The organism is Parapusillimonas granuli (genome assembly GCF_013416525.1).
GTDB lineage: Bacteria > Pseudomonadota > Gammaproteobacteria > Burkholderiales > Burkholderiaceae_B > Parapusillimonas > Parapusillimonas granuli.
Window position 1 is genome coordinate 73664 of the sequence record NZ_JACCEM010000013.1, and the last position, 21161, is coordinate 94824.

The window sequence follows — 21161 nt, forward strand, 5'->3', positions numbered from 1 at the left end:
CCAACTCTCATACTTTTTCCAGCCCTGAACATCAAAAAAACCGCTAGCGGGTTGGTATGAGCGATTACATTCTGGAAACAAAAAACCTGGTCAAGGAGTTCCGCGGTTTCGTCGCCGTCAACAACGTCAGCCTGCAGGTGGAACGCGGCAGCATCCACGCCCTCATCGGCCCGAACGGCGCGGGCAAGACCACATGCTTCAATCTGCTGACCAAATTCCTGGCGCCCACTTCGGGCAAGATCTATTTCGCCGGCAAAGAGATCACCCGCGAAAAGCCCGCGCAGATCGCGCGCCGCGGCATCATCCGCTCGTTCCAGATCTCCGCCGTCTTCCCCCAGCTCACCGTCCTTGAGAACGTGCGCATCGGGCTGCAGCGCGCCACCGGCATGTCCTACCACTTCTGGCGCAGCCACAAGGTGCTCGACCGCCTGAACGATTCCGCCCGCGCCCTGCTCGGCCAGGTCGACCTGGCCGACTTCGCCGACGAGCGCACGGTCAATCTTCCCTACGGCCGCAAACGCGCGCTGGAAATCGCCACCACGCTGGCCATGGAGCCCGAACTGATGCTGCTCGACGAACCCACGCAAGGCATGGGCCACGAAGACGTCAGCCGGGTGACCCAGCTCATCAAGAAGGTCAGCGCGGGGCGCACCATACTCATGGTCGAGCACAACATGAACGTCGTCTCCCAGATCGCCGACAAGATCACCGTGCTGGCCCGCGGGTCCGTGCTGGCCGAAGGACCCTACCAAGAAGTCTCACGCAACGCCGCGGTCATGGAAGCCTACATGGGAACGACCAGCGGCGAACTCGAAGGGGCCCACTGATGAACGAACCGGCACTCGAAATCTCCAACCTGCATGCCTGGTACGGCGAATCCCACGTGCTGCACGGCGTGGACATGAAAGTGGAAAAAGGCCAGGTCGTCACTCTGCTCGGGCGCAACGGGTCGGGCCGCAGCACCACGCTGCGCGCCATTCTCGGCCTGACGGGCACGCGCAAGGGCTCCATCCGCATACAGGGCACCGAGTCCATCAACCTGCCCACCTACCGCATCGCCCACCTGGGCATAGGCTATTGCCCCGAAGAGCGCGGCATATTCGCGGGGCTGTCCTGCGAAGAGAACCTGCTGCTGCCGCCGTTCATCGGCGACACGCTGGGCGGCGGCATGTCGCTCGCCGAAATCTACGAAATGTTTCCCAACCTCAAAGAGCGCAAGCACTCTCCGGGCACCCGCCTGTCGGGCGGCGAACAGCAGATGCTGGCGGTGGCCCGCATCCTGCGCACCGGCGCCAACCTGCTGCTGCTCGATGAAATCTCCGAAGGCCTCGCTCCCGTCATCGTGCAGGCCCTCGCGCGCATGATCACCACGCTCAAGGAAAAGGGCTACACCATCGTGATGGTGGAACAGAACTTCCGCTTCGCCGCGCCCCTGGCCGACCATTTCTACGTCATGGAACACGGCCAGATCGTCGAACAATTCAATGCCAGCGAGCTGCAATCCAAACAGGATGCGCTCACCACCCTGCTGGGCGTCTAGCCACGCAGGCCAGGCAAAACGATTTCCCGGCATATCCCGCCGGTCACGACAAGGAGACTCACCCTATGAAACTGCGCACCCTTACTGCGGCACTGGCCCTGGCGGGCATCGGCCTGGCCGGGCCCAGCCTGGCGGCGGGCATTTCCGACGACGTCATTCGCATCGGCTTCATCACCGACATGTCCAGCGTTTATTCGGATCTGGACGGCAAGGCGGGCGCAGACGCCATACGCATGGCCATCGCCGACGCCGGCGGCGAAATCAACGGCAAGAAGATCGAACTGCTGGTCGCCGACCACCAGAACAAGGCCGACGTCGCCTCCGCGCGGGCGCGCGAATGGTTCGACGAGCAAAAACTCGACCTGCTGGTGTCCGGCACGAACTCGGCCACGGCGCTCGCCATGGCGGCCGTCGCCGCCGAGAAAAAGAAACCCTACATCACCATAGGCGCGGGCTCGTCCAACCTGACCAACCAGCAGTGCACGCCCTATACCATCCACTATGCCTACGATACCATCGCGCTGGCGCGCGGCACCGGGTCGGCCGTCGTCAAGAACGGCGGCGATTCCTGGTTCTTCCTGACCGCCGACTATGCCTTCGGCCATTCGCTCGAACGCGACACCGCCGAAGTCGTGAAAAAAGCGGGCGGCAAGGTGCTGGGCAACGTGCGCGCGCCGCTGGCGGTGTCGGACTTCTCTTCCTTCCTGCTCCAGGCGCAGTCCTCGGGCGCCAAGATCCTGGGCCTGGCCAACGCCGGCGGGGACTTCATCGCATCCGTCAAGGCGGCCAGCGAGTTCGGCGTGACGCAAAGCATGAAGCTCGCCGGCCTGCTGGTGTTCATCAACGACATCCATGCCCTGGGCCTGGAAGCCACGCAGGGCCTGTATCTCACCACCGGCTGGTACTGGGATCAATCCGACGCCTCCCGCAAATGGGCCGAGCGCTTCTACAAGGACCACAACCGCATGCCCTCCTTCGTGCAGGCGGCCGACTACTCCAGCGCGGCCTTCTACCTGAAGGGCGTCAAGGAAACCGGCACGGACGACGCCGACACCCTCATGAAATGGATGAAGTCCAACAAGATCAACGATATGTTCGCCACCAACGGCGTCGTGCGCGAGGACGGCCGCATGGTCTACGACATGTACCTGATGCAGGTGAAGGCGCCCAGTGAATCCAAGCGCCCCTGGGACTACTACAAGACCGTGGCGAAGCTGCCGGGCAACGAGGTCTATGCCTCGCTGGAAGAATCCACCTGCCCGCTCATCAAAAAGTAGATCCCAGCATCAACGTTTCAGTGTCATAGGCCCCCGGCGCCGGCGCCGGGGGCCGGCGTGTCACCCCGGGCCCGCTGCGCGCCCTGCCACGGATTCAATATCAACATGACTGATTTATTCGGCATTCCCATCCAGGCTCTATTGGGGCAGCTCCTGCTGGGCCTGGTCAATGGCTCGTTCTATGCCGTGCTGTCGCTCGGCCTGGCCGTCATATTCGGCCTGCTCAACATCATCAATTTCGCGCACGGCGCCCTGTACATGCTGGGCGCCTTCGTAGCCTGGATGGGCCTGCAGTACCTGGGCCTGAACTACTGGGTCATGCTGGCCCTGGCGCCCCTGGTGGTGGGGCTCTTCGGCATCGTCCTCGAACGCCTGCTGATCCGCCACCTGTACAAGCTGGACCACCTCTACGGCCTGCTGCTGACCTTCGGGCTGACCCTGCTCATCGAAGGCATTTTCCGCAGCATCTACGGCGTGTCGGGCCAGCCCTATCCCACGCCCGCGCTGCTGCGCGGCGGCGTCAACCTGGGCTTCATGTACATGCCCATCTACCGCGCCTGGGTGGTGGCCGCGTCCATCCTGGTCTGCCTGGCCACCTGGTTCATGATCGAAAAAACACGCCTGGGCGCGCTGCTGCGGGCCAGCACCGAGAACCCCAAGCTGGTGGAAGCCTTCGGCGTCAACGTGCCGCTGGTCGTCACGCTGACCTACGGCTTCGGGGTCGCGCTGGCCGGCTTCGCCGGGGTGCTCGCGGCTCCCATCATGCAGGTGTCGCCGCTCATGGGTTCCAACCTGATCATCGTGGTCTTCGCCGTGGTGGTGATCGGCGGCATGGGTTCGATCATGGGGTCCATCGTCACCGGCCTGGGGCTGGGCGTGATCGAAGGACTCACCAAGGTATTCTGGCCGGAAGCCTCGAACACCGTGGTCTTCATCATCATGGTCATCGTTCTGCTGCTGCGCCCCGCGGGCCTATTTGGGAAAGAAAAATGAATCGTCAACTGATCGGATATCTGCTCGCCGCGATCGCCATCGCGCTGCTGCCCGCCGTCGGAGCCTATCCCATCTTCGTCATGAAGGTGATGTGCTATGCGCTGTTCGCCTGCGCCTTCAACCTGCTGCTGGGCTTCACCGGCCTGCTGTCCTTCGGGCATGCCGCCTTCCTGGGCGGCGCCGCCTATGCCACGGGCCACGCGCTCGCGGTCTGGGGCCTGCCCACGATCGCCGGCCTGCTGTTCGGCACGGCCGTCGCCGCGCTCATGGGCTTGGTGATGGGCGCGGTGGCCATCCGGCGCAGCGGCATCTATTTCGCCATGATCACGCTCGCGATGGCGCAAATGCTGTTCTTCTTCTTCCTGCAGGCGCCGTTCACCCACGGCGAGGACGGGCTGCAGGGCATCCCGCGCGGCAGCCTGTTCGGCATCGACCTGTCCAATGACCTGAATCTGTACTACCTCGTCCTGGCCATCTTCATTTTGGGCTATGCCGTGATCTGGCGCGCGATCAACTCCCCTTTCGGCCAGGTGCTCAAGGCCATACGCGAGAACGAGGCCCGGGCGGTTTCGCTGGGCTACGATGTCGACAATTTCAAGCTGCTGGCTTTCGTGCTGTCGGCCGCGCTGGCGGGGCTGGCGGGGGCCAGCAAGTCTCTGGTGTTCGTTTCGGCGACGCTGTCCGACGCCACTTGGCAGATGTCGGGGCTGGTCATCCTCATGACCTTGATCGGCGGCCTGGGCACGTTCACGGGGCCGGTGCTGGGCGCCTTCATCGTCGTGATGCTGGAAAACAAGGTCGGTGAATTCGGGCGGCTGCTCAGCCGGGAAACGGGCCTGCACTGGTTCCAGGTGCTGGGGGAATCCGTGACGATCGTGATCGGGCTGATCTTCATCATCTGCGTGATGGCTTTCCGGCGCGGGATCGTCGGAGAGATCAGCCATCGGATCAAGAAGGCCTGAGGCGATGCGGGGGCGGGGCCTTGGGGCCGAGCCCCCGCGCCGGGAAAGCGGCCCGCCGCCCAGGGCCTGAACGCCAGAAGGCAGGCGGCACTGGCCCTATGCAGGCAGCGCCTCAGTCCTCTCCCTTGTTCCCCGTCCCCAGCCCCAAGTAACTTTCAATCACCCGCGGATTCCCCGCAAGCTCCTTGGCCCTGCCCTGGAGCACCACCTCTCCGGTCTCCAGCACATACCCATAGTCCGCCACCTGCAGCGCCGCACGCGCGTTCTGTTCGACCAGGAGTATGGCGACGCCCGTGCTGCGCAAGCGCGAAATGATCTGGAAGATCTCGCGGACGATGCGCGGCGCCAGGCCCAGGCTGGGCTCGTCGAGCATCAGCAGCTGGGGCTGGGCCATCAGCGCCCGGCCGACGGCCAGCATCTGGCGCTCGCCGCCCGACAGCGTTCCCGCCTGTTGCGACTTGCGCTCGCGCAAGCGCGGGAACAGGTCGTAGACCTCGTCGATGGTTTCCCGCCAGCCGTGCTTGCCGGCGCGATACAGCCGGAAGCCGCCCAGCAGCAGGTTGTCTTCCACCGACATGCTGCTGAAGAGCTCCCGCCGCTCCGGCACCAGCGAAATGCCGTCCGACACGCGCCGCTCGACTTGCCAGGCGCCGATTTCCGAACCCAGGTACTGCACGGACCCCGAGCAATTGCCCGTGGGCGGCAGAGACCCCATGATGGAGTTCAGCAAGGTGGACTTGCCCGCGCCGTTGCCGCCGATCACCGTGACGATGCTGCCGCGCGTCACCGCGATATTGGCGCCCACCAGCGCATTGACCTTCCCGTATCGAGTGGACAGGTCGGTGACCTGCAGTATGGGATGCTTGGGTTTGTTGCCGGTGCTCATGCCAGTCCCCCCGTCGCCGCGGGCGCCGTGCCCGCGGGCGCTTCGCCCCGGGCGTCATCGTCAAATTCCATCTCGTCATCGATGCCGCCAAGATAGGCTTCCAGCACCTTGGGATTCTTCTGGATGTCGGCCGGCAGGCCTTCGGCCAGCTTCGTGCCGAAGTCCATCACGACCAGGTGATCGGTAAGATTCATGACGAAGTCCATATCGTGCTCGACCAGCAGGATGCTCATGCCTTCCTGGCGCAGCTGGTCCAGCACCTTGGCCAATTCCTGCTTTTCCTTGTAGCGCAAGCCGGCGGCCGGTTCGTCGAGCAGGAGCAGCACGGGATCCGCCGCCAGGGCGCGCGCGATCTCCAGTATGCGCTGCTGTCCGAGCGCCAGGTTGCCGGCCTGTTCGTACAGGTAGTCGCCCAGGCCGACGCGCTGCAGCTGCTTGGCGGCTTCATGCAGCAGCTCGGCCTCGTCGCGCCGCTCGATGTGCAAGGCCGCGGCCAGCACCCCCACGTTGCTGCGCAGATGCGCGCCCAGGGCGACGTTCTCGAGCACCGTCATGGTGGGCAGCAGCCGCACGTGCTGGAAGCTGCGGCCCACGCCCAGCTTGGCGATTTCGCGCGCGGGAAGGAGGTCCAGCCGCTCGCCCAGGAAGCGCACTGTGCCGCGCGTCGCCGGCAGGACGCCCGTGATCAGGTTGAAGGTGGTGCTCTTGCCGGCCCCGTTCGGCCCGATCAGGCCCATGATTTCGCCGGCTTTCAGCGTGAAGCTGATGTCGTTCACCGCGACCAGCCCGCCGAATTCCTTGCGGATGGAATCGACCTCGAGCACGAGCGAGCCTTTTTCAGGACGCGGGCGCTGCGGCAGCGCGGGCGCCTCCGGCGGCGGCGCCTTGCGGCGGCGCTCGGTCGTGCCGGTCAGCATGGCCCACCAGTTGTTGAGTATGGGCCAGATGCCGTCGCGGGCGTATTGCAGCACGAGGATCATCAGGACGCCGAAGACGATGAGTTCGAAGTTGGCATCGGTATCGAGCACCTTGGGCAGAACGTTCTGCAGCTGGTCCTTCAGGCTCAGGATCAGGCCCGAGCCCAGGACGGCGCCCCAGACGCTGCCCACGCCGCCCACCACGGCCATGAACAGGTATTCGATGCCGTAATTCAGGCCGAAGGGACTGGGGCTCACCGCCCGCTGCATGTGCGCGTACAGCCAGCCCGACACGCAGGCCAGCAGGGCCGCATACACGAAGATGATGACCTTGTAGGTGGCCATGTTCACGCCGAAGGACTCGGCCATGCCGCCGCCGCTGCGCAGCGCGCGTATGGCCCGGCCAGGACGGGAATCCAGCAGATTGCGGGTCGCCCACATGGACAGCAGGACGAAGGCCCAGATCAGGTAATAGATGTGCCGCCCCTGGCCCAGCGACAGGCCGAAGATCTCGATGGGCTGTATGCCGGCGATGCCGTCGTACTGGCCAAGGAAGTCCAGGTTGCCGAACAGGTAATACAGCGACAGGCACCAGGCGATGGTGCCCAGCGGCAGGTAGTGGCCGGACAGGCGCAGCGTGATGGCGCCCAATACGTAGGCGACCGCGAAAGTGATGAGCAGGCCCACCAGCAAGGCGGCCCAGGGCGACCAGCCCATGGCGGTGGTCAGCCATGCGGTGGCATACGCCCCTATCCCCACGAAAGCCGCCTGGCCGAACGAGGTCAGGCCGCCCACGCCGGTGAGCAGGATGAGGCCCAGCACCACCAGGCTGGCGAGCCCCACGTAATTCAGATGAGTGATCCAGAATTCGGGCGTGGCCGGAATCAGGGGCAGGCCCGCGATGGCCAGGACGACGACGGCAAGCAGTATCTTGTTGTTCATGGCTTACTCCTCGTCCTCGGCATGATGCGACCCGAACGAGCGCCACAGCAGCACGGGAATGATGAGCGTAAACACAATCACCTCTTTATAGGCGCTGGCCCAGAAGGAAGAAAAGGCTTCGAGGATGCCGACGAAAATCGCGCCGCCCGCCGCGATCGGGTAGCTGACCAGGCCGCCGAAGATGGCGGCCACGAAGCCCTTGAGGCCGATCAGGAAGCCCGTGTCGTAATAGATGGTGGTCACCGGCGCGATCAGCATTCCGGACAGGGCGCCGATGGCGGCGGCCAGCGTGAAAGTGAGGCTGCCCGACATATTGGTGCTGATGCCCACCAGGCGCGCGCCGCGCCGGTTGACCGCGGTGGCGCGCAGCGCCCGGCCGTACAGCGTCTTGCCGAAAAACACCCACAGGGCGAAGATCAGCGCGGCGCAGGTGCCGAGCACGAAGAAGGTCTGGGCGGACCAGCTCACCACGCCCATCTGGACCTCGCCTTCGACGAACGGCGGCGTGCGCCAGCCTTCGGCGCCGAAGAAGACCAGGGCGAGCCCGGTCAGGGCGAAGTGCACCGCCACCGAGATGATGAGCAGGACCAGCACGCTGGCTTCGGCCACCGGCTGGTAGACGAGGCGATAGAGCATGGGGCCCAGGGGAACGACCAGCGCCATGGAGAACAGCACGTTCACCCAGAGCGAAGTGTCTTTGCTGACGATGTACGGCGCCAGCAGGTAAAGAACCAGTGGCAGCAGCAGCGTCCAGGCGAACGTTTTGCCGATGCCCGTCCAGTTGTGGCTGCGCATGGCCGCGATGCACTCGACCAGGAAAACCAGCGCGCCGACGATGAGCAGCAGATTGACGGTGCCCGGCATGCGGCCGTTGACCATGAAGGCCAGGGTCAGCGCCCCGAAGGCGACGAACTCGCCCTGCGGAATGAAAATGACCCGCGTCACCACGAAGACCAGCACCAGGGCGAGGCCCAGCAGCGCATAGATGGCGCCGTTGAGGACGCCGTCCTGCAGCAGTATGAGTACTATCGTTGAATCCATTTCGGATAAGCCATAATAATGGAGCCGGGCCTTGGCGCGCCGCCTGCTCGTGCAAGTGCATCGGGCAGACGGGGCACCGGCCTTTTCGCCCCCTAATTCAAAAGACGGCGCGCCGCGGCGCGCGCGCCGGCCTCGCCCCCGCAGGCGAAGGCCGGAATACCCGATGGGGAATCAGAGATCAGGCTGGTAGGTCCACTTGCCGTCGACCACCTTGACGATGACGCGGGCGCGGTTGTCGAAGCCGGCGTGGTCGGTGGGGCTCATGGTGAACACGCCCTGCGAGGCGGGAAGGTCCTTGATCTGCTCGATGGCGTCGCGCAGGGCCTTGCGGAATTCGGCGGTGCCGGGCTTGGCGCCGGACTTCAGCGCGGCCGGAATCGCCGTGCTGATCAGCAGGCCGGCATCCCACATGTGGCCGCCGAAGGTGTTGATGGTGCCTTCGCCGTACTTGGCCTCGTATTTGGCCTTGTATTCGAGCGCGCTCTTCTTGACCGGGTTGCTGTCGGGCAACTGGTCGGCCACCAGCAGCGGCCCGGCGGGCAGGATCATGTCGTTGCAGTCTTTGCCGCAGACGCGCAGGACGTCGTTGTTGGCCGCGCCATGCGTCTGGTACATGATGCCCTTGTAGCCGCGGCTCTTGAGCTCGCGCTGGGGCAGCGCCACCGGCGTGCCCGAGCCGGCGACCAGGATGCCGTCCGGCTTGGCCGCGACCAGCTTGAGCACCTGGCCGGTCACGCTGGTGTCGGTGCGGCCGTAGCGCTCGACCGCCACCATCTTGATGCCCTTGGCCTTGGCGGCCTCGGTCATGACGTTCAGCCAGCCTTCGCCGTAGGCGTCGCTGTAGCCGATGAAGCCCAGCGTCTTGACCCCTTGCTTGGCCATGGCGTCGGCCAGCGCGCCGGCCATCAGCTGGTCGTTCTGGGGCGTCTTGAAGACCCATACCCGGGGGCCGTCGACCGGGTCGACGATTTTGGCGTTGGCCGCCACGCTGATCATCGGCGTCTTGGTTTCGCCGGCGACGTCGACCATGGCGAGCGAACCGGGCGTCACCGAGGTGCCCACCACGACGTCGACCTTGTCGTCGGTGATCAGCTTGCGCATGTTCTTGACGGCGACGGTGGTGTCCGTGCCGTCGTCCAGCACGATGTATTCGATCTTCTGGCCTGCGACTTCGGTCGGCAGCAGGCTGACCGTGTTGCGCTCGGGGATGCCCAGCGACGCGGCGGGGCCGGTGCTGGCCACCGTGATGCCGACTTTGATCTGCGCCGAAGCGAGCATGGGCAAGGCCATGGCCATGGCGCCTGCCAGGACGGAAAGTCGAACCGACTGATTGAAATTCATTGTTGTCTCCATGGGGGGGTGCTCGATATCCGTTCGCAAGATTGGGGGCGATGGGATACAGACGTTATACAAAATCCAGCCCGTCACCAAATTTCCAGTATCACTTTGAAGCGGCAAAACACGTTTACACCCTTCAGCGATACTTTAAGGTTCTAGCAATTTTGCGCGGGTCCGGGAATTATGGAGAAAAATAGTTGCAAAGTCTTTTAGGGGATTCCCTGCATAGACAGCGAAAAGAAAGCGTTGGGATTCTTTGAACTTCTGGCCTGCGGGAAAGTCGATTAACATGTGGAATGTCAAAGAATCGCCATACAGGTGCTCACGTGAACAAGATTCAAAAGTCCGATGCGCAATGGCGCGCGGAACTTACCCCCGAGGAATACGCCGTGGCGCGCCGCAAGGGCACTGAACGCCCCTTCACCGGCCGCTACTGGAACACGACCGAACCCGGCATCTACCGCTGCGTGGGCTGTGGCACGCCGCTCTTCGCCTCCGACACCAAGTTCGACGCCGGCTGCGGCTGGCCCAGCTATTTCGAGCCGCTGGACCCCGGCAATGTCCGCGAAGAAACCGACACCAGCCACGGCATGGTGCGCACGGAAGTCCTCTGCAATGTCTGCGACAGCCATCTGGGGCATGTTTTCCCCGACGGCCCCCCACCCACCGGCCTGCGCTACTGCATCAATTCCCTTTCGCTCAAATTCGAGCCGGCCTAAATGAAGAAATTCCTGTTCGACCTGTTTCCGCTCATCCTGTTCTTCGTCGCCTTCAAGTTCTACGACATCTTCACCGCCACGGCGGTCGCCATCGCCGCGGCCGTGGCCCAGTTCGTCTGGCTCAAGGCCACCGGCAAGGCCATCGAGGCCACGCACTGGATCAACCTCACCGTCATCGTGGTGTTCGGCGGCGCGACCCTGCTGTTCAAGAACGACGCCTTCATCAAATGGAAGCCCACCGTCCTGTACTGGCTGTTCGCGCTCATCCTGCTGGGCGGCAAGCTGTTCTTCAAGCGCAATCTCATGCAGAAGCTCATGGGCGAGAAAGTCTCCATGCCGCCCGCCATCTGGGACAAAATGAATTACAGCTGGTCGGCCTTCTTCGTCGCCTCCGGCGCGCTGAACCTGTACGTGGCGTTTTCGGGGCACTACACCGAAGCGCAATGGGTCAACTTCAAGGTGTTCGGCCTGATGGCGCTGCTGCTGGTGTTCGTGGTCGGGCAATCCATCTGGCTGGGGCGGCACATGAAAGACGCCGGCGAATCCGCCGACGCGCTGTCCGCGGCCCGGGAACCAAAAGAGGGCCGCTGATGTCTACAGACCGTAAGCAATTGCTGAAAGAGCGGCTGCAGCCGCTCGCACCCACATACCTGGACATCATCGATGAATCGCACCTGCACGCCGGGCACGAAGGCAGCAAATCCGGCGCCAGCCATTTCCGGCTCGTCATCTGGACGGAACAGTTCAACGGGCTTTCCACTGTGGCCAGGCACCGACTTGTGTATGATCGCGTTCACGATTTAATGCCTTATCCCATTCATGCCTTGGCCATCGTCGCCAAAAACAACTCTTAAAGGACTTACATGAAACGTCTTGCCGTACTCGCCGCAGCCTGCGCCATCGCACTGCCCGTCCATGCCCAGAATGTGGCTACCGTGAACGGCCAGCCCATCACGCAGAAGAGCCTGGACCAATTCGTCGCCCTGCTCGTCGAGCAAGGCGCCCAGGACACGCCCGAACTGCGCACCCAGGTGAAACAGGAAATGGTCAACCGCCTGGTCGCCGTGCAGGCCGCCGAAAAGGCCGGCCTGGACAAGCAGCCGGCCGTGAAGCAGGAAATCGAACTCGCGCGCCAGGGCATCCTGGTCCGGGCGCTGATGGCCGACTATCTGAAGAAGAACCAGATCACCGACGCGAAGATCCAGGCGGAATACGACAAGATCAAGGCGTCCCAGGCCGACAAGCAGGAATACAAGGTCCGGCACATCCTGGTCAAGGAAGAGAAGGCCGCCGAAGACCTGATCGCCGCCATCAAGGCCAAGAAAGTGACGTTCGACGCGGCCGCGAAGAAGGATTCGATCGATCCGGGCAGCGGCAAGAACGGGGGCGATCTGGGCTGGGCGCCGTCCAGCAATTATGTGCCCGAGTTCGGAAAGGCGGTGGAAGGCCTGAAGAAGGGCCAGATGACGGACAAGCCGGTCCAGTCGCAGTTCGGCTGGCACATCATCCAGCTCGACGATTCCCGTGCCGCCAAGTTCCCCGAACTGGCTGATGTGAAGCCGCAGCTGGAAGAAATGATGCGGCAGCAGCAGCTGGCCGAGTTCCAGGACAAGCTCATCAAGGACGCCAAGATCCAGTAAGCTTTTCCATGCCCGCCGCCCGGGAACGCGGCGGCGGGTCCGGGACGATCGAACGGACGGCGGCGGCAAGAAACGCCGTCGGTCAATCCGCCATGTCCAGCAGGGCTTTCAAACCCTGCTCGTCGAGCACCGGCACGCCAAGCTCCTGGGCCTTCGCCAGCTTGCTGCCCGCGTCCTCCCCCGCCACCACATAAGCCGTCTTTTTCGACACCGAGCCGCTGACCTTGCCGCCCGCCGCCAGGATGTGGCGCGTGGCCTCGTCGCGCGTCCAGTTCGGCATGGTGCCGGTCAGCACCAGCGTGCGGCCCGCCAGCCGCTGGTTGTTGCCGGAAGGCGCTTCGGGCGGCACCGCGTGCACGCCGGCGCGGGACAAGGCTTCGACGACATCGCGGTTATGCTGCTCGGCAAAGAAGCGCAAAATGGAGCCCGCCACCACCGGACCCACATCGTTCACCTGCAGCAGCGCCGCCTCGTCCGCGGCCATGACCGCCTCGATGCTGCCGAAACGCAAGGCCAGGTCTCTCGCCGTGGATTCGCCCACGTGCCGGATGCCCAGCGCGTACAGCAGCCGTCCCAGCGGCGGCTTGCGCGCGGCCTCCAGCGCCGCCACCAGGTTTTCGGCGGACTTGCGCCCCATGCGATCGTAGGCGGCCACTTCTTCCGCCGTGAGGGTGAACAGATCGGCGATCGATTTGACCCTGCCGCTTTCCACCAGCTGGTCCACCAGTTTTTCGCCCAGGCCTTCGATATCCAGCGCCTTGCGGCCCGCGGCATGGGTCAGGCTCTGTTTGCGCTGCGCCGCGCAGAACAGCCCCCCGGTGCAGCGGGAAATGGCCTCGTCCTCGGGGCGCTCGATGGCCGAGCCGCATACCGGGCAATGGCTGGGCATCACGAACAGCGCGGCGTCCGGGGGCCGCAGTTCCAGCACGGGGCCGACGATTTCGGGAATGACGTCGCCGGCCCGGCGCACGACCACCGTGTCGCCGATGCGGACATCCTTGCGGCGGATTTCATCGTCGTTGTGCAGGGTCGCATTGGTGACCGTCACGCCGCCGACGAAGACCGGCTTGAGCCTGGCCACGGGCGTGATCGCGCCGGTGCGCCCCACCTGGACGTCGATGCCGAGCAGCAGCGTGGTTTCTTCCTGGGCCGGAAACTTGTGCGCGATGGCGTAGCGCGGCGCGCGCGCCACATAGCCCAGGACCTCCTGGGCCGCGAGCTCGTTCACTTTGTACACCACGCCGTCGATGTCGAAGGGCAGGCCGGCGCGGCCGGCGCCGACCGCGGCGTAGAACCCCAGCATGCCGTCCGCGCCCCGCACCACCTTGCGCTCGGCGCTGACGGGCAAGCCCAGGGATTCGAACCATTCCAGCATGCCGGCATGGGTATCGCAAGGCATGTCCGCATCGCCCGCCTCCTGCAGGAAAAGCTCGACCTGCCCGCGGTTGACGAGGCGGATTTCCCCCCAGCCGTAGGCGAAGAAACGCAGCGGCCGGGTGGCCGTGATGCGGGGATCCAGTTGGCGCAGGCTGCCGGCCGCCGCATTGCGCGGGTTGACGAAGACTTTCTCGCCGCGCGCCTGCTGGGCTTGGTTCAGGCGTTCGAAATCGGCGCGGTTCATCAAGACCTCGCCGCGGACCTCCAGCACGTCCGGGTACCGGCCGATCAGCTTCAGGGGCACCGAGCGCAGGGTCCGGATGTTGCTGGTGATGTCCTCGCCCGTCTGGCCGTCGCCGCGCGTGGCCGCCCGCGTCAGCCTGCCCTGCTCGTACCGCAGGCTGACCGCCAGCCCGTCGAACTTGAGTTCGGCCACATACTCCACCTGCCCGCCGGGGGCGAGCATGCCCGCGCCGGCCAGCAGGTCGGAGACGCGCTTGTCGAAGGCCTGGATGTCCTCGGGGTCGAAGGCGTTGCCCAGCGAGCGCATGGGCACGGTGTGCCGCAGGCTGCCGAAAGCGGCCAGGGGCTGCGCCCCGACCCGCTGGGTCGGGGACTCCGGCGTGACGAGGTCCGGATGCGCCTGCTCGATGCCGATCAGCTCGTTCATGAGCCGGTCGTATTCGGCGTCCGAGACGACCGGCGCGTCCAGTACGTAGTATCTATGGTTGTGCTGCGCGATCTCGCTGCGCAAAGCCTCGGCCCGCCGCGCCGCCTGCTCGAAATCCGGCGTTTTTTTTTGCGTCACGAAAATACCCGCACGGTGCGCTCGGACGCCGCCTCGAAGCCCGCAAGCTCGAGCTTGCGGTACAGATCGAACAACTGGCGGTCCACGGTTCCATCCGCGCCGTCCAGGACCGGCCGCCCCTGGTCATCCAGCAATTCGGCGTTCAGGCGCCTTGCCAAGTCGCGGCCCACGCTCGCCATGCGGCTGAAGGCCTGTTCGTCCGCCGGGCTGTTGGGCAGGTCCAGCACCAGGTCCACGCGATTGACGCTTTCCGATTTGATTTCCTGCGGCGCGATGCCGTCGAACAGCGCGGTGAAGCGCGGCACCCCGGTATCGGACATCCAGGCCAGCTGCCGGCCATAGGGCAGGAAGCCGGCGTCCTCGAGCACCTGCCTGGCGGCGCCCGCGGAAACGGTTTGATTCAGGCGCAGGATCAAGCCCACCTGCGCGTCCAGGCCGGCGCAGAGCTGATCCAGCTGCGCCGCCCGCCGGATGACCTCGTCCTGTTCGGGGGCTTCGATGGCGCCGTCGAAACGCTCGGCCAGGCCCTGGGCCGCGGACCACAGCTGCGACCATTCGATGTCCGTCAACGGGCCGCTGCGGTTGGCCAGCACGATGGCCAGCTGCATGGAAGCGTAGTTCTCGTTGGCCCGCAAGCGCGCCCGATGGCCGCCGCCGTCGCGCTCCGCGAATATGCGCACCGGCTTGCTGCCCACCCGGACCAGCCCCTGGACGGCTTGCTGCAATTGTGCGGAACCGACGGGCTGGGCGAAGCTGATGTCTATGACGACCTCGGTTCCGGGATCGACTTCCGCGTCATCGTCGGCGGCCGGGTCGTCGTCGTCCTGGGCGAGCACGGCGCCGAAGCCGGGTTCGCGGCGCACCGGCCCCGGCGCCTGCGCGCCCATCAGCGGATCGTGGTCGCGTTCGGGGAAGTGCTCCTGCATCTTCTGACGTATGCGCCTGTCCTGCCACCAATTGAACATGACGACCACCAGGATCAACAGGACGCCCAGTAGTATCAAACCGATTTGCAAATCGCTCATAGTCAGCCCCGCCGTATCACCAAACGTTTATGCGTACACACCATCAGACCTCCGCCAGCTGCAGGGCCGAATCTATGTCGACGGCGACGATACGCGACACGCCCTGCTCTTGCATGGTAACCCCGACCAGCTGTCTGGCCATCTGCATGGCAATTTTATTGTGAGAAATGAACAGGAACTGAGTCTGCTCGCTCATGCTGCTCACCAGGTTGGCGTAGCGCTCGGTGTTGGCGTCGTCCAGCGGCGCGTCGACCTCGTCGAGCAGGCAGAAAGGAGCCGGATTCAACTTGAACAGCGCGAACACCAGCGCCGTGGCGGTCAGCGCCTTCTCGCCCCCCGACAGCAGGTGGATGGTGCTGTTGCGCTTGCCCGGAGGCTGCGCCATGACCTGCACGCCGGCGTCCAGGATTTCGTCCCCGGTGATGATCAGCTTGGCCTCGCCGCCGCCGAACAGCCTGGGGAACAGCTCGCCGAAATGCCGGTTGACGGTATCGAAGGTCTCTTGCAGCAGCTGCCGCGTCTCGCGGTCGATCTTGCGTATGGCGTCTTCCAGGGTCCCGATGGCGGTGGACAGGTCCTGGTGCTGGGCATCCAGAAACCCCTTGCGCTCGCGGGCCGCCGTCAGCTCGTCCAGCGCGGCCAGGTTGACCGAGCCCAAGGAGTCGATGGCGCGGGAGATTCTTTGCACCTCGGACTGGAGCCAGCCGGCGCGGCGCCATTCCTCGGGTTTTTGCTCCAGCATGCGGGCCAGGCCGGCGCGGTCGACCTGGTGCGCGTCGAGCTGTTCGGCGAATTGCTCGACCGCCAGGCGCGCCGCCTGCTCCTGCAGCTGCAGCTCCATGATGCGGGCGCGCCGGGGCTCGAGCGAGCGCTCCAGGGCGATGCGTTCCTCATCGGCGCTGCGCAGCATGGCGGCAAGATTATCGAGTTCGATGCGGGCCAGGCGCAAGGCCTCCTCGCGCTCCGCGCGGATCTCCAGGGCCTCCTGCAGACCGGCCTGCGATGCCGAGGCGTCCAGTTCGAACAGCTCGCCCTGCAGCCCTTCCAATTCCCCCGCCGCCCGCCGCGCCTGGTCGGCCGCCAGCTGCAGATTGCGCTTCAAGTCGGCGATGCGGGTCTGCAACGCCCTTTCGGTGTATTCGGACTCATGCACCGCGCGCTCCAGGTCGCGCAGCTGTTGCCTGGCGCCTTCGGCCTCCTGCTGCAAGGCCTCGCCGGATACCTCGGCATCGGAGAACCGCGACTGGTGCTCCGCCAGCTGAAGGTCCAGCTCCTCGAACCGCGCTTCCGCGTCTTCCCTGGCGGCGCGCAGCTCCTCGGACTGGGCCGCGATCTCGGCCAGATCCTCGCGCAGGCGGGCGGCCCGTTCGTCGGACTGCTCGGCCTGCTGCGCGAGCCGGGAATGCTCCAGCTGGATGTCGTGCAGGCGGCGGGTGAGCTCCGCCGCGCGCTGGCGCGCCGGCCCCAGTCCCTGCGACAGCTGCTGCCACGCGTTTTCCGCCTGCGCGACCGCGGCGACGGCCTGGTCGGCGATCAGTTGCCTGGCCTTGACGTCGCGCTGCAGGTTGTCGATTTCCTGCTGGCGGGCAAGCAGCCCGGCCTGTTCGGAATCCGCCGCATAGAAACGCAGGCTGTGGCGGTCGACCAGATGGCCCTCCCGGACCACATACACCGTCCCCGGCGGCAACTCGCCGCGCAGGCTCAGCGCCTCGTTCAGGTCGTCGCATACGTAGACGCCCCGGAGCCAATAGCCGAGCAGCGTGCGCAGCTCCGGATCGCTGATGCGCAACAGGCTGCTCAGGGCCTCGCGGCCCGGCGGCGCGGCGTCCGGCGCCTGGGCGGCGGGCAGTTGATAGAAGGCCAGCCTGGCGGGCGGGGCGTTTCCCGCGAATGCGCCGGCATGTTCCAGCCTGCGCAGTTCGAGCCCGGCCATGCGCTCGCGCAAGACCGCCTCCAGCGCGGTTTCCCAGCCCGGCTGGATGCTGAGCTTTTGCCAGAGGCGGCCCAGGCCGTCCAGTTCGTGGTGCGCCAGCCAGGGTTCCAGCGCCCCCTGCTTTTGCACGTCTTCCTGCAGCTTGGCCAGGGCGGCCAGGCGGGCATCCAGCCGCGCCATCGCTTGCGCCTCTTCGTGGGCGGCCGCCTGGGCCGCGCGGCGCCTCTCGTCCAGCTCGGGCAGGCGCTCTTCCAGTTCCGCCAACTGCGCCTGCGCCTCTTCGAGCTGTTCCCGCATGGCGGCGCCGTCGCCCGCCAGCCGCTCGATGTTGGCGCGGTCGGGGGCGTTCAGGTCGCGCAATTCCTGCTCCAGGCGTTCCTTGCGGTTTTCCAGCGCCTGCAACTGGCGGTCGGCATCGCGCTGGGCCTGCGCCGCCAGGGCGAGCTCCTGTTCGAGCGCGGCCAGCGCGCTTCTCATTTCGTCGCGCGCCGCCGCCGCGCCGCGCACGCGGCTCTCGACGTCCGGCAACTGCATCTGGGCCTGCTCGGCCCGGGCGCGGGCTTCTTCGGTGCGCGCCGCGGCGGCTTCCAGGTCGGCCTCGGCCTGCGCGATCTGTTCGGCGCAGTGCGCCTGCTGGTCGGCCCATTCCTGCAATTGCTCCTGCAATTGCGCGCGCCGCGCCTGCACGCGGTTGCGGGAATCGACCACATGCCTGATTTCCGCTTCCAGCCGGCTGACCTGGGCGCCCGCTTCGTACAACAGGCCCTGCGCCGCATGCACGGCGTCGCTTGCGGCATAGTGCGCCTGGCGCCGCGATTCGAGCGCGGACTCACCCGCCCGCAGGCCCGCCATCGCGGCTTCGAGCTCGGTCTGCGCCTGCTCTATGGCCAGGAACCGGGCGCGCTGGTCTTCCTTGGCGTTGCTTTCCTTCATCAGCCACAAGGCGTGCTGCTTGAGCTCGCCATCGGCCTGCAGCTCGCGATAGCGTTTCGCCACTTCCGCCTGGGTTTCGAGCTTTTCCAGCTGCCCGCCCAGTTCGCGCAGGATGTCCTCGACCCGGGTCAGGTTCTCGCGCGTGTCGGACAGGCGGTTCTCGGTCTCGCGCCGCCTTTCCTTGTAGCGGGAAACGCCGGCGGCCTCTTCCAGGAAAACGCGCAGTTCTTCGGGGCGGGCCTCGATCAGGCGGTTGATCATGCCCTGGCCGATGATGGCATAGCCGCGGGATCCGAGGCCGGTTCCCAGGAAGATGTCGTGGATGTCGCGGCGCCGCACCTGCTGGTTGTTCACCAGGTAGCTGCTGGTCCCGTCGCGGGTCAGCACGCGCCGCACGGCGATTTCGGAATACGCGCTCCATTGCCCGGCGGCGCGGCCCTCGGAGTTGTCGAACACCAGCTCGACCGAGGCCCGGGCCGCCGGCTTGCGATTGCCCGAGCCGTTGAAGATCACGTCCTGCATGGATTCGCCGCGCAGTTCGGACGCCCGGGTTTCGCCCAGCACCCATCGCACCGCGTCGATGATGTTGGACTTCCCGCAGCCATTGGGGCCGACGACGCCCACCAGCTGGCTGGGCGTGGGAATGACGGTAGGCTCGACGAACGATTTGAAACCAGCGAGTTTTATCTGGGTCAGGCGCACAGTAAGCGATCAATTAATTAAGGCGATGGGCCTCGCACAAAAACGCGGCCATACTGGCATGGTAACCGGCTCGTATGATAACGCACCCTCCGGCCCCCCGCCGCAGCGGGAAACCGAAACTACGCTATTATTTTTCGTCTGGACTGTGTGCTGGCGCTATACTCGATAACATTTTTTTGCTATTTGCATGACGACCGCCCCCGCCAACCAAACAGGGATCACGCTTTGAAAAAAGGCTTCTATCTGGTCATGATCGCCCAGGCGCTTTCGTCTGTCGCGGACAACGCGCTGCTGATCGCCGCCATCGCGCTGATCGCCGACCTGCGGGGCCCTGACTGGATGGCGCCCATGATGAAATGGTGGTTCGCGCTCGCCTACGTGGTGCTGGCCGCTTTCGTCGGCGCGTTCGCGGACTCCTTCCCCAAGGGGCGGGTGATGTTCATCACCAACGCCATCAAGATCAGCGGCTGTCTGCTGATGTTCAGCTACCAGACGCTGGGCTCGGACCATCACGCCCAGCTGATACTCGTCTTTTGCGCGTACACGCTGGTCGGCATCGGCGCCGCCGCGTATTCGCCGGCCAAGTACGGCATCGTCACCGAGATGCTGCCGCCCCACCTGCTGGTGAAAGGAAACAGCTGGATCGAAGGGCTCACCGTGCTGTCCATCATCGTCGGCACGGTGCTGGGCGGCATTCTCATCCATCCCGCGGTGTCCGACGCGCTGCGTTCCCATGTCTGGATCGCCCAGTTCGCCCAGACCCGGGCCGAGGCGGCCATCTTCATGATCGCCCTGGTCTATCTGGCGGCCGCCGGCACCAATCTGCTGATCCCGCTGACCAATGTCCGCTATCCCAAGCAGCAGACCAATCCCATCAAGCTCATCAAGACCTTCGGCGGCTATGTCAGCATCCTGTGGCACGACAAGCTCGGCCAGATCTCGCTGGCGGTCACCACGCTGTTCTGGGGCGCGGGGGCGACGCTGCAGTTCATCGTCATCGAATGGGGGGCGCAGCACCTGGGCTATCGCCTGGACCAGGCCTCGGTGCTGATGGGCATCGCGGCGGTGGGCACGGTCTTCGGCTCCATACTCGCCGGCCGAGTGCCCTTGAAGCGGGCGCTGTCGGTATTGCCGGTGGGGGTGGTGATGGGCTTCGCGGTGATGCTGATGCCCATTGTGCAGCACACCTGGGAAGTCTATGGGGTGCTGATGCTGGTGGGGGCGCTATCGGGGTTCTTCGTCGTGCCGATGAATGCGTTGCTGCAGCACCGGGGCCATGTGCTGCTGTCGGCGGGGCATTCGATCGCGGTGCAAAACTTCAATGAGCAGTTGAACATTCTCTTGATGCTGGCAATCTACAGCCTGATGCTCTGGCTGAATCTGCCGATCAATGTGATCATCGTCATTTTCGGTCTCCTGGTGGCGACGCTCATGCTGATCTTCATCCGCTGGAACCGGATCAATCATCGGGCGAACCCCGATCTGGAAAGCACGATCGGGCAGCACGGGCATGGGCAGGCCTTGAAGCACTGAGGCTGGTCGGGCCCGGGACGGGCGCGGAATGCGCGTTCAGTCGCCCGATGCCGCGACCAGCGACCGCAGCAGGCTGAGGTCCCGCCATGCGTCGGCCTTGTGCTGCGGCCGCAGCAGCAGCGCCGCCGGATGATACGTGACGACCACGCTCGCTTCCTCGCCCGTCTCCGTGCGGATGGCATGCACCGCGCCCCGCAGGGTGTCCAGCTCCCCCTCCATGCCCAGCAGCGCCTGCGCCGCCCAGCCCCCCAGCGCCAAGACATGGCGCGGCTTCGCCAGCGCGATCTGGCGCCGCAGATAAGGCATGCAAGCCTGGACCTCCTCCGGCGTCGGCGGCCGATTGCCCAAAGGGCGGCACTTGACCAGGTTCGTGTAGAACGCCGTTTCACCGTCCAGCCCCGCCGCCGCCAGCATCGCCTGCAGCAGCACGCCCGCCTTCCCCTGGAACGGCAGCCCGGCCCGATCGTCCTGCTGCTGGGCAACAAGAAATTCCGGAAAATGGGTGGAAAACTGGCCACCTACGGCGGCGCGGCGGCCCTGGGCGCGGTAGCGCTCAAGGCCTACCAGGATTGGCAGGCCAAGCAGTCCGCGCCGT

The 21161-nt window shown here is 65.3% G+C and carries 19 protein-coding genes; 11 read left to right on the top strand and 8 right to left on the bottom strand.

All coding sequences use genetic code 11. From position 1 onward, the window contains the following. The first annotated feature begins 56 nt into the window (after positions 1 to 56). The 5 genes from H0A72_RS20055 to H0A72_RS20075 all read left to right on the top strand — a co-directional run bounded on the left by H0A72_RS20055 (position 57) and on the right by H0A72_RS20075 (position 4772). A complete protein-coding gene (locus tag H0A72_RS20055) occupies positions 57 to 827 on the top strand; it encodes an ABC transporter ATP-binding protein (RefSeq protein WP_180158288.1) in 771 nt (256 codons plus the stop codon). Further along, entirely contained in the window at positions 827 to 1540 is a 714-nt protein-coding gene (locus H0A72_RS20060; RefSeq protein WP_180158289.1) for an ABC transporter ATP-binding protein, read from the top strand. The genes H0A72_RS20055 and H0A72_RS20060 overlap by 1 nt, the downstream gene beginning before the upstream one ends. Positions 1541 to 1605: 65 nt before the next feature. After that, on the top strand, positions 1606 to 2817 hold the full coding sequence (locus tag H0A72_RS20065; protein ID WP_180158290.1) for an ABC transporter substrate-binding protein: 1212 nt from the start codon (positions 1606 to 1608) through the stop codon (positions 2815 to 2817). A 105-nt stretch (positions 2818 to 2922) separates the two neighbouring features. Then, a complete protein-coding gene (locus H0A72_RS20070) occupies positions 2923 to 3810 on the top strand; it encodes a branched-chain amino acid ABC transporter permease (protein WP_180158291.1) in 888 nt (295 codons plus the stop codon). Continuing rightward, positions 3807 to 4772 (top strand): branched-chain amino acid ABC transporter permease, encoded by a 966-nt coding sequence (locus H0A72_RS20075; RefSeq protein ID WP_180158292.1) that lies wholly within the window; start codon positions 3807 to 3809, stop codon positions 4770 to 4772. The genes H0A72_RS20070 and H0A72_RS20075 overlap by 4 nt, the downstream gene beginning before the upstream one ends. A gap of 112 nt (positions 4773 to 4884) precedes the next feature. Here the strand turns inward: H0A72_RS20075 and H0A72_RS20080 are convergent, their stop codons facing one another. The 4 genes from H0A72_RS20080 to H0A72_RS20095 all read right to left on the bottom strand — a co-directional run bounded on the left by H0A72_RS20080 (position 4885) and on the right by H0A72_RS20095 (position 9899). Beyond that, entirely contained in the window at positions 4885 to 5658 is a 774-nt protein-coding gene (locus H0A72_RS20080; RefSeq protein ID WP_180158293.1) for an ABC transporter ATP-binding protein, read from the bottom strand. Further along, positions 5655 to 7517, bottom strand: a complete 1863-nt coding sequence (locus H0A72_RS20085; RefSeq protein WP_180158294.1) for a branched-chain amino acid ABC transporter ATP-binding protein/permease — start codon at positions 7515 to 7517, stop codon at positions 5655 to 5657. The genes H0A72_RS20080 and H0A72_RS20085 overlap by 4 nt, the downstream gene beginning before the upstream one ends. Positions 7518 to 7520: 3 nt before the next feature. Continuing rightward, a complete protein-coding gene (locus tag H0A72_RS20090) occupies positions 7521 to 8558 on the bottom strand; it encodes a branched-chain amino acid ABC transporter permease (RefSeq protein WP_180158295.1) in 1038 nt (345 codons plus the stop codon). A 171-nt stretch (positions 8559 to 8729) separates the two neighbouring features. Then, the gene (locus H0A72_RS20095) at positions 8730 to 9899 is read right to left on the bottom strand and encodes an ABC transporter substrate-binding protein (protein WP_180158296.1); all 1170 of its coding nucleotides are present in this window, start codon (positions 9897 to 9899) and stop codon (positions 8730 to 8732) included. Between the two features lie 323 nt (positions 9900 to 10222). Between H0A72_RS20095 and msrB the strand changes: the two genes are divergently transcribed. The 4 genes from msrB to H0A72_RS20115 are packed head-to-tail and all read left to right on the top strand — an operon-like array spanning position 10223 to position 12255. Then, on the top strand, positions 10223 to 10615 hold the full coding sequence (gene msrB / locus H0A72_RS20100) for a peptide-methionine (R)-S-oxide reductase MsrB (RefSeq protein WP_180158297.1): 393 nt from the start codon (positions 10223 to 10225) through the stop codon (positions 10613 to 10615). Then, positions 10616 to 11206: a septation protein A gene (locus H0A72_RS20105; protein ID WP_180158298.1), complete on the top strand. Its 591-nt coding sequence runs from the start codon at positions 10616 to 10618 to the stop codon at positions 11204 to 11206. It abuts the gene before it with no gap. Then, positions 11206 to 11469 carry a BolA family protein gene (locus H0A72_RS20110; protein WP_180158299.1) on the top strand — a complete coding sequence of 88 codons (264 nt, stop codon included), beginning with the start codon at positions 11206 to 11208 and terminating at the stop codon, positions 11467 to 11469. The genes H0A72_RS20105 and H0A72_RS20110 overlap by 1 nt, the downstream gene beginning before the upstream one ends. Positions 11470 to 11478: 9 nt before the next feature. After that, on the top strand, positions 11479 to 12255 hold the full coding sequence (locus H0A72_RS20115; RefSeq protein WP_180158300.1) for a peptidylprolyl isomerase: 777 nt from the start codon (positions 11479 to 11481) through the stop codon (positions 12253 to 12255). Between the two features lie 82 nt (positions 12256 to 12337). Here H0A72_RS20115 and ligA read toward each other — a convergent pair whose 3' ends face one another. From ligA to smc, 3 genes are read right to left on the bottom strand one after another with little or no spacing between them, the layout of a single operon-like run. Next, positions 12338 to 14440, bottom strand: a complete 2103-nt coding sequence (gene ligA, locus H0A72_RS20120) for an NAD-dependent DNA ligase LigA (protein ID WP_180158301.1) — start codon at positions 14438 to 14440, stop codon at positions 12338 to 12340. After that, the gene (locus H0A72_RS20125) at positions 14437 to 15465 is read right to left on the bottom strand and encodes a cell division protein ZipA C-terminal FtsZ-binding domain-containing protein (RefSeq protein ID WP_180158302.1); all 1029 of its coding nucleotides are present in this window, start codon (positions 15463 to 15465) and stop codon (positions 14437 to 14439) included. Before H0A72_RS20125 ends, ligA begins: the two co-directional genes overlap by 4 nt. A gap of 43 nt (positions 15466 to 15508) precedes the next feature. Next, positions 15509 to 19033 carry a chromosome segregation protein SMC gene (gene smc / locus H0A72_RS20130; RefSeq protein WP_180158303.1) on the bottom strand — a complete coding sequence of 1175 codons (3525 nt, stop codon included), beginning with the start codon at positions 19031 to 19033 and terminating at the stop codon, positions 15509 to 15511. Between the two features lie 225 nt (positions 19034 to 19258). Here smc and lplT point away from each other — a divergent pair, with 225 nt between their 5' ends. Next, positions 19259 to 20566, top strand: coding sequence for a lysophospholipid transporter LplT (gene lplT / locus H0A72_RS20135; protein ID WP_180158304.1), 1308 nt, complete (start codon positions 19259 to 19261; stop codon positions 20564 to 20566). Between the two features lie 36 nt (positions 20567 to 20602). On the opposite strand, the gene H0A72_RS20140 is transcribed toward lplT, so the two are convergent. Further along, positions 20603 to 20980, bottom strand: coding sequence for a uracil-DNA glycosylase (locus tag H0A72_RS20140; protein ID WP_246815010.1), 378 nt, complete (start codon positions 20978 to 20980; stop codon positions 20603 to 20605). Positions 20981 to 21064: 84 nt separating this feature from the next. Here H0A72_RS20140 and H0A72_RS22275 point away from each other — a divergent pair. Continuing rightward, positions 21065 to 21161 (top strand): DUF533 domain-containing protein (locus H0A72_RS22275; RefSeq protein ID WP_343287146.1); only part of this gene is annotated, 97 nt, incomplete at its 3' end.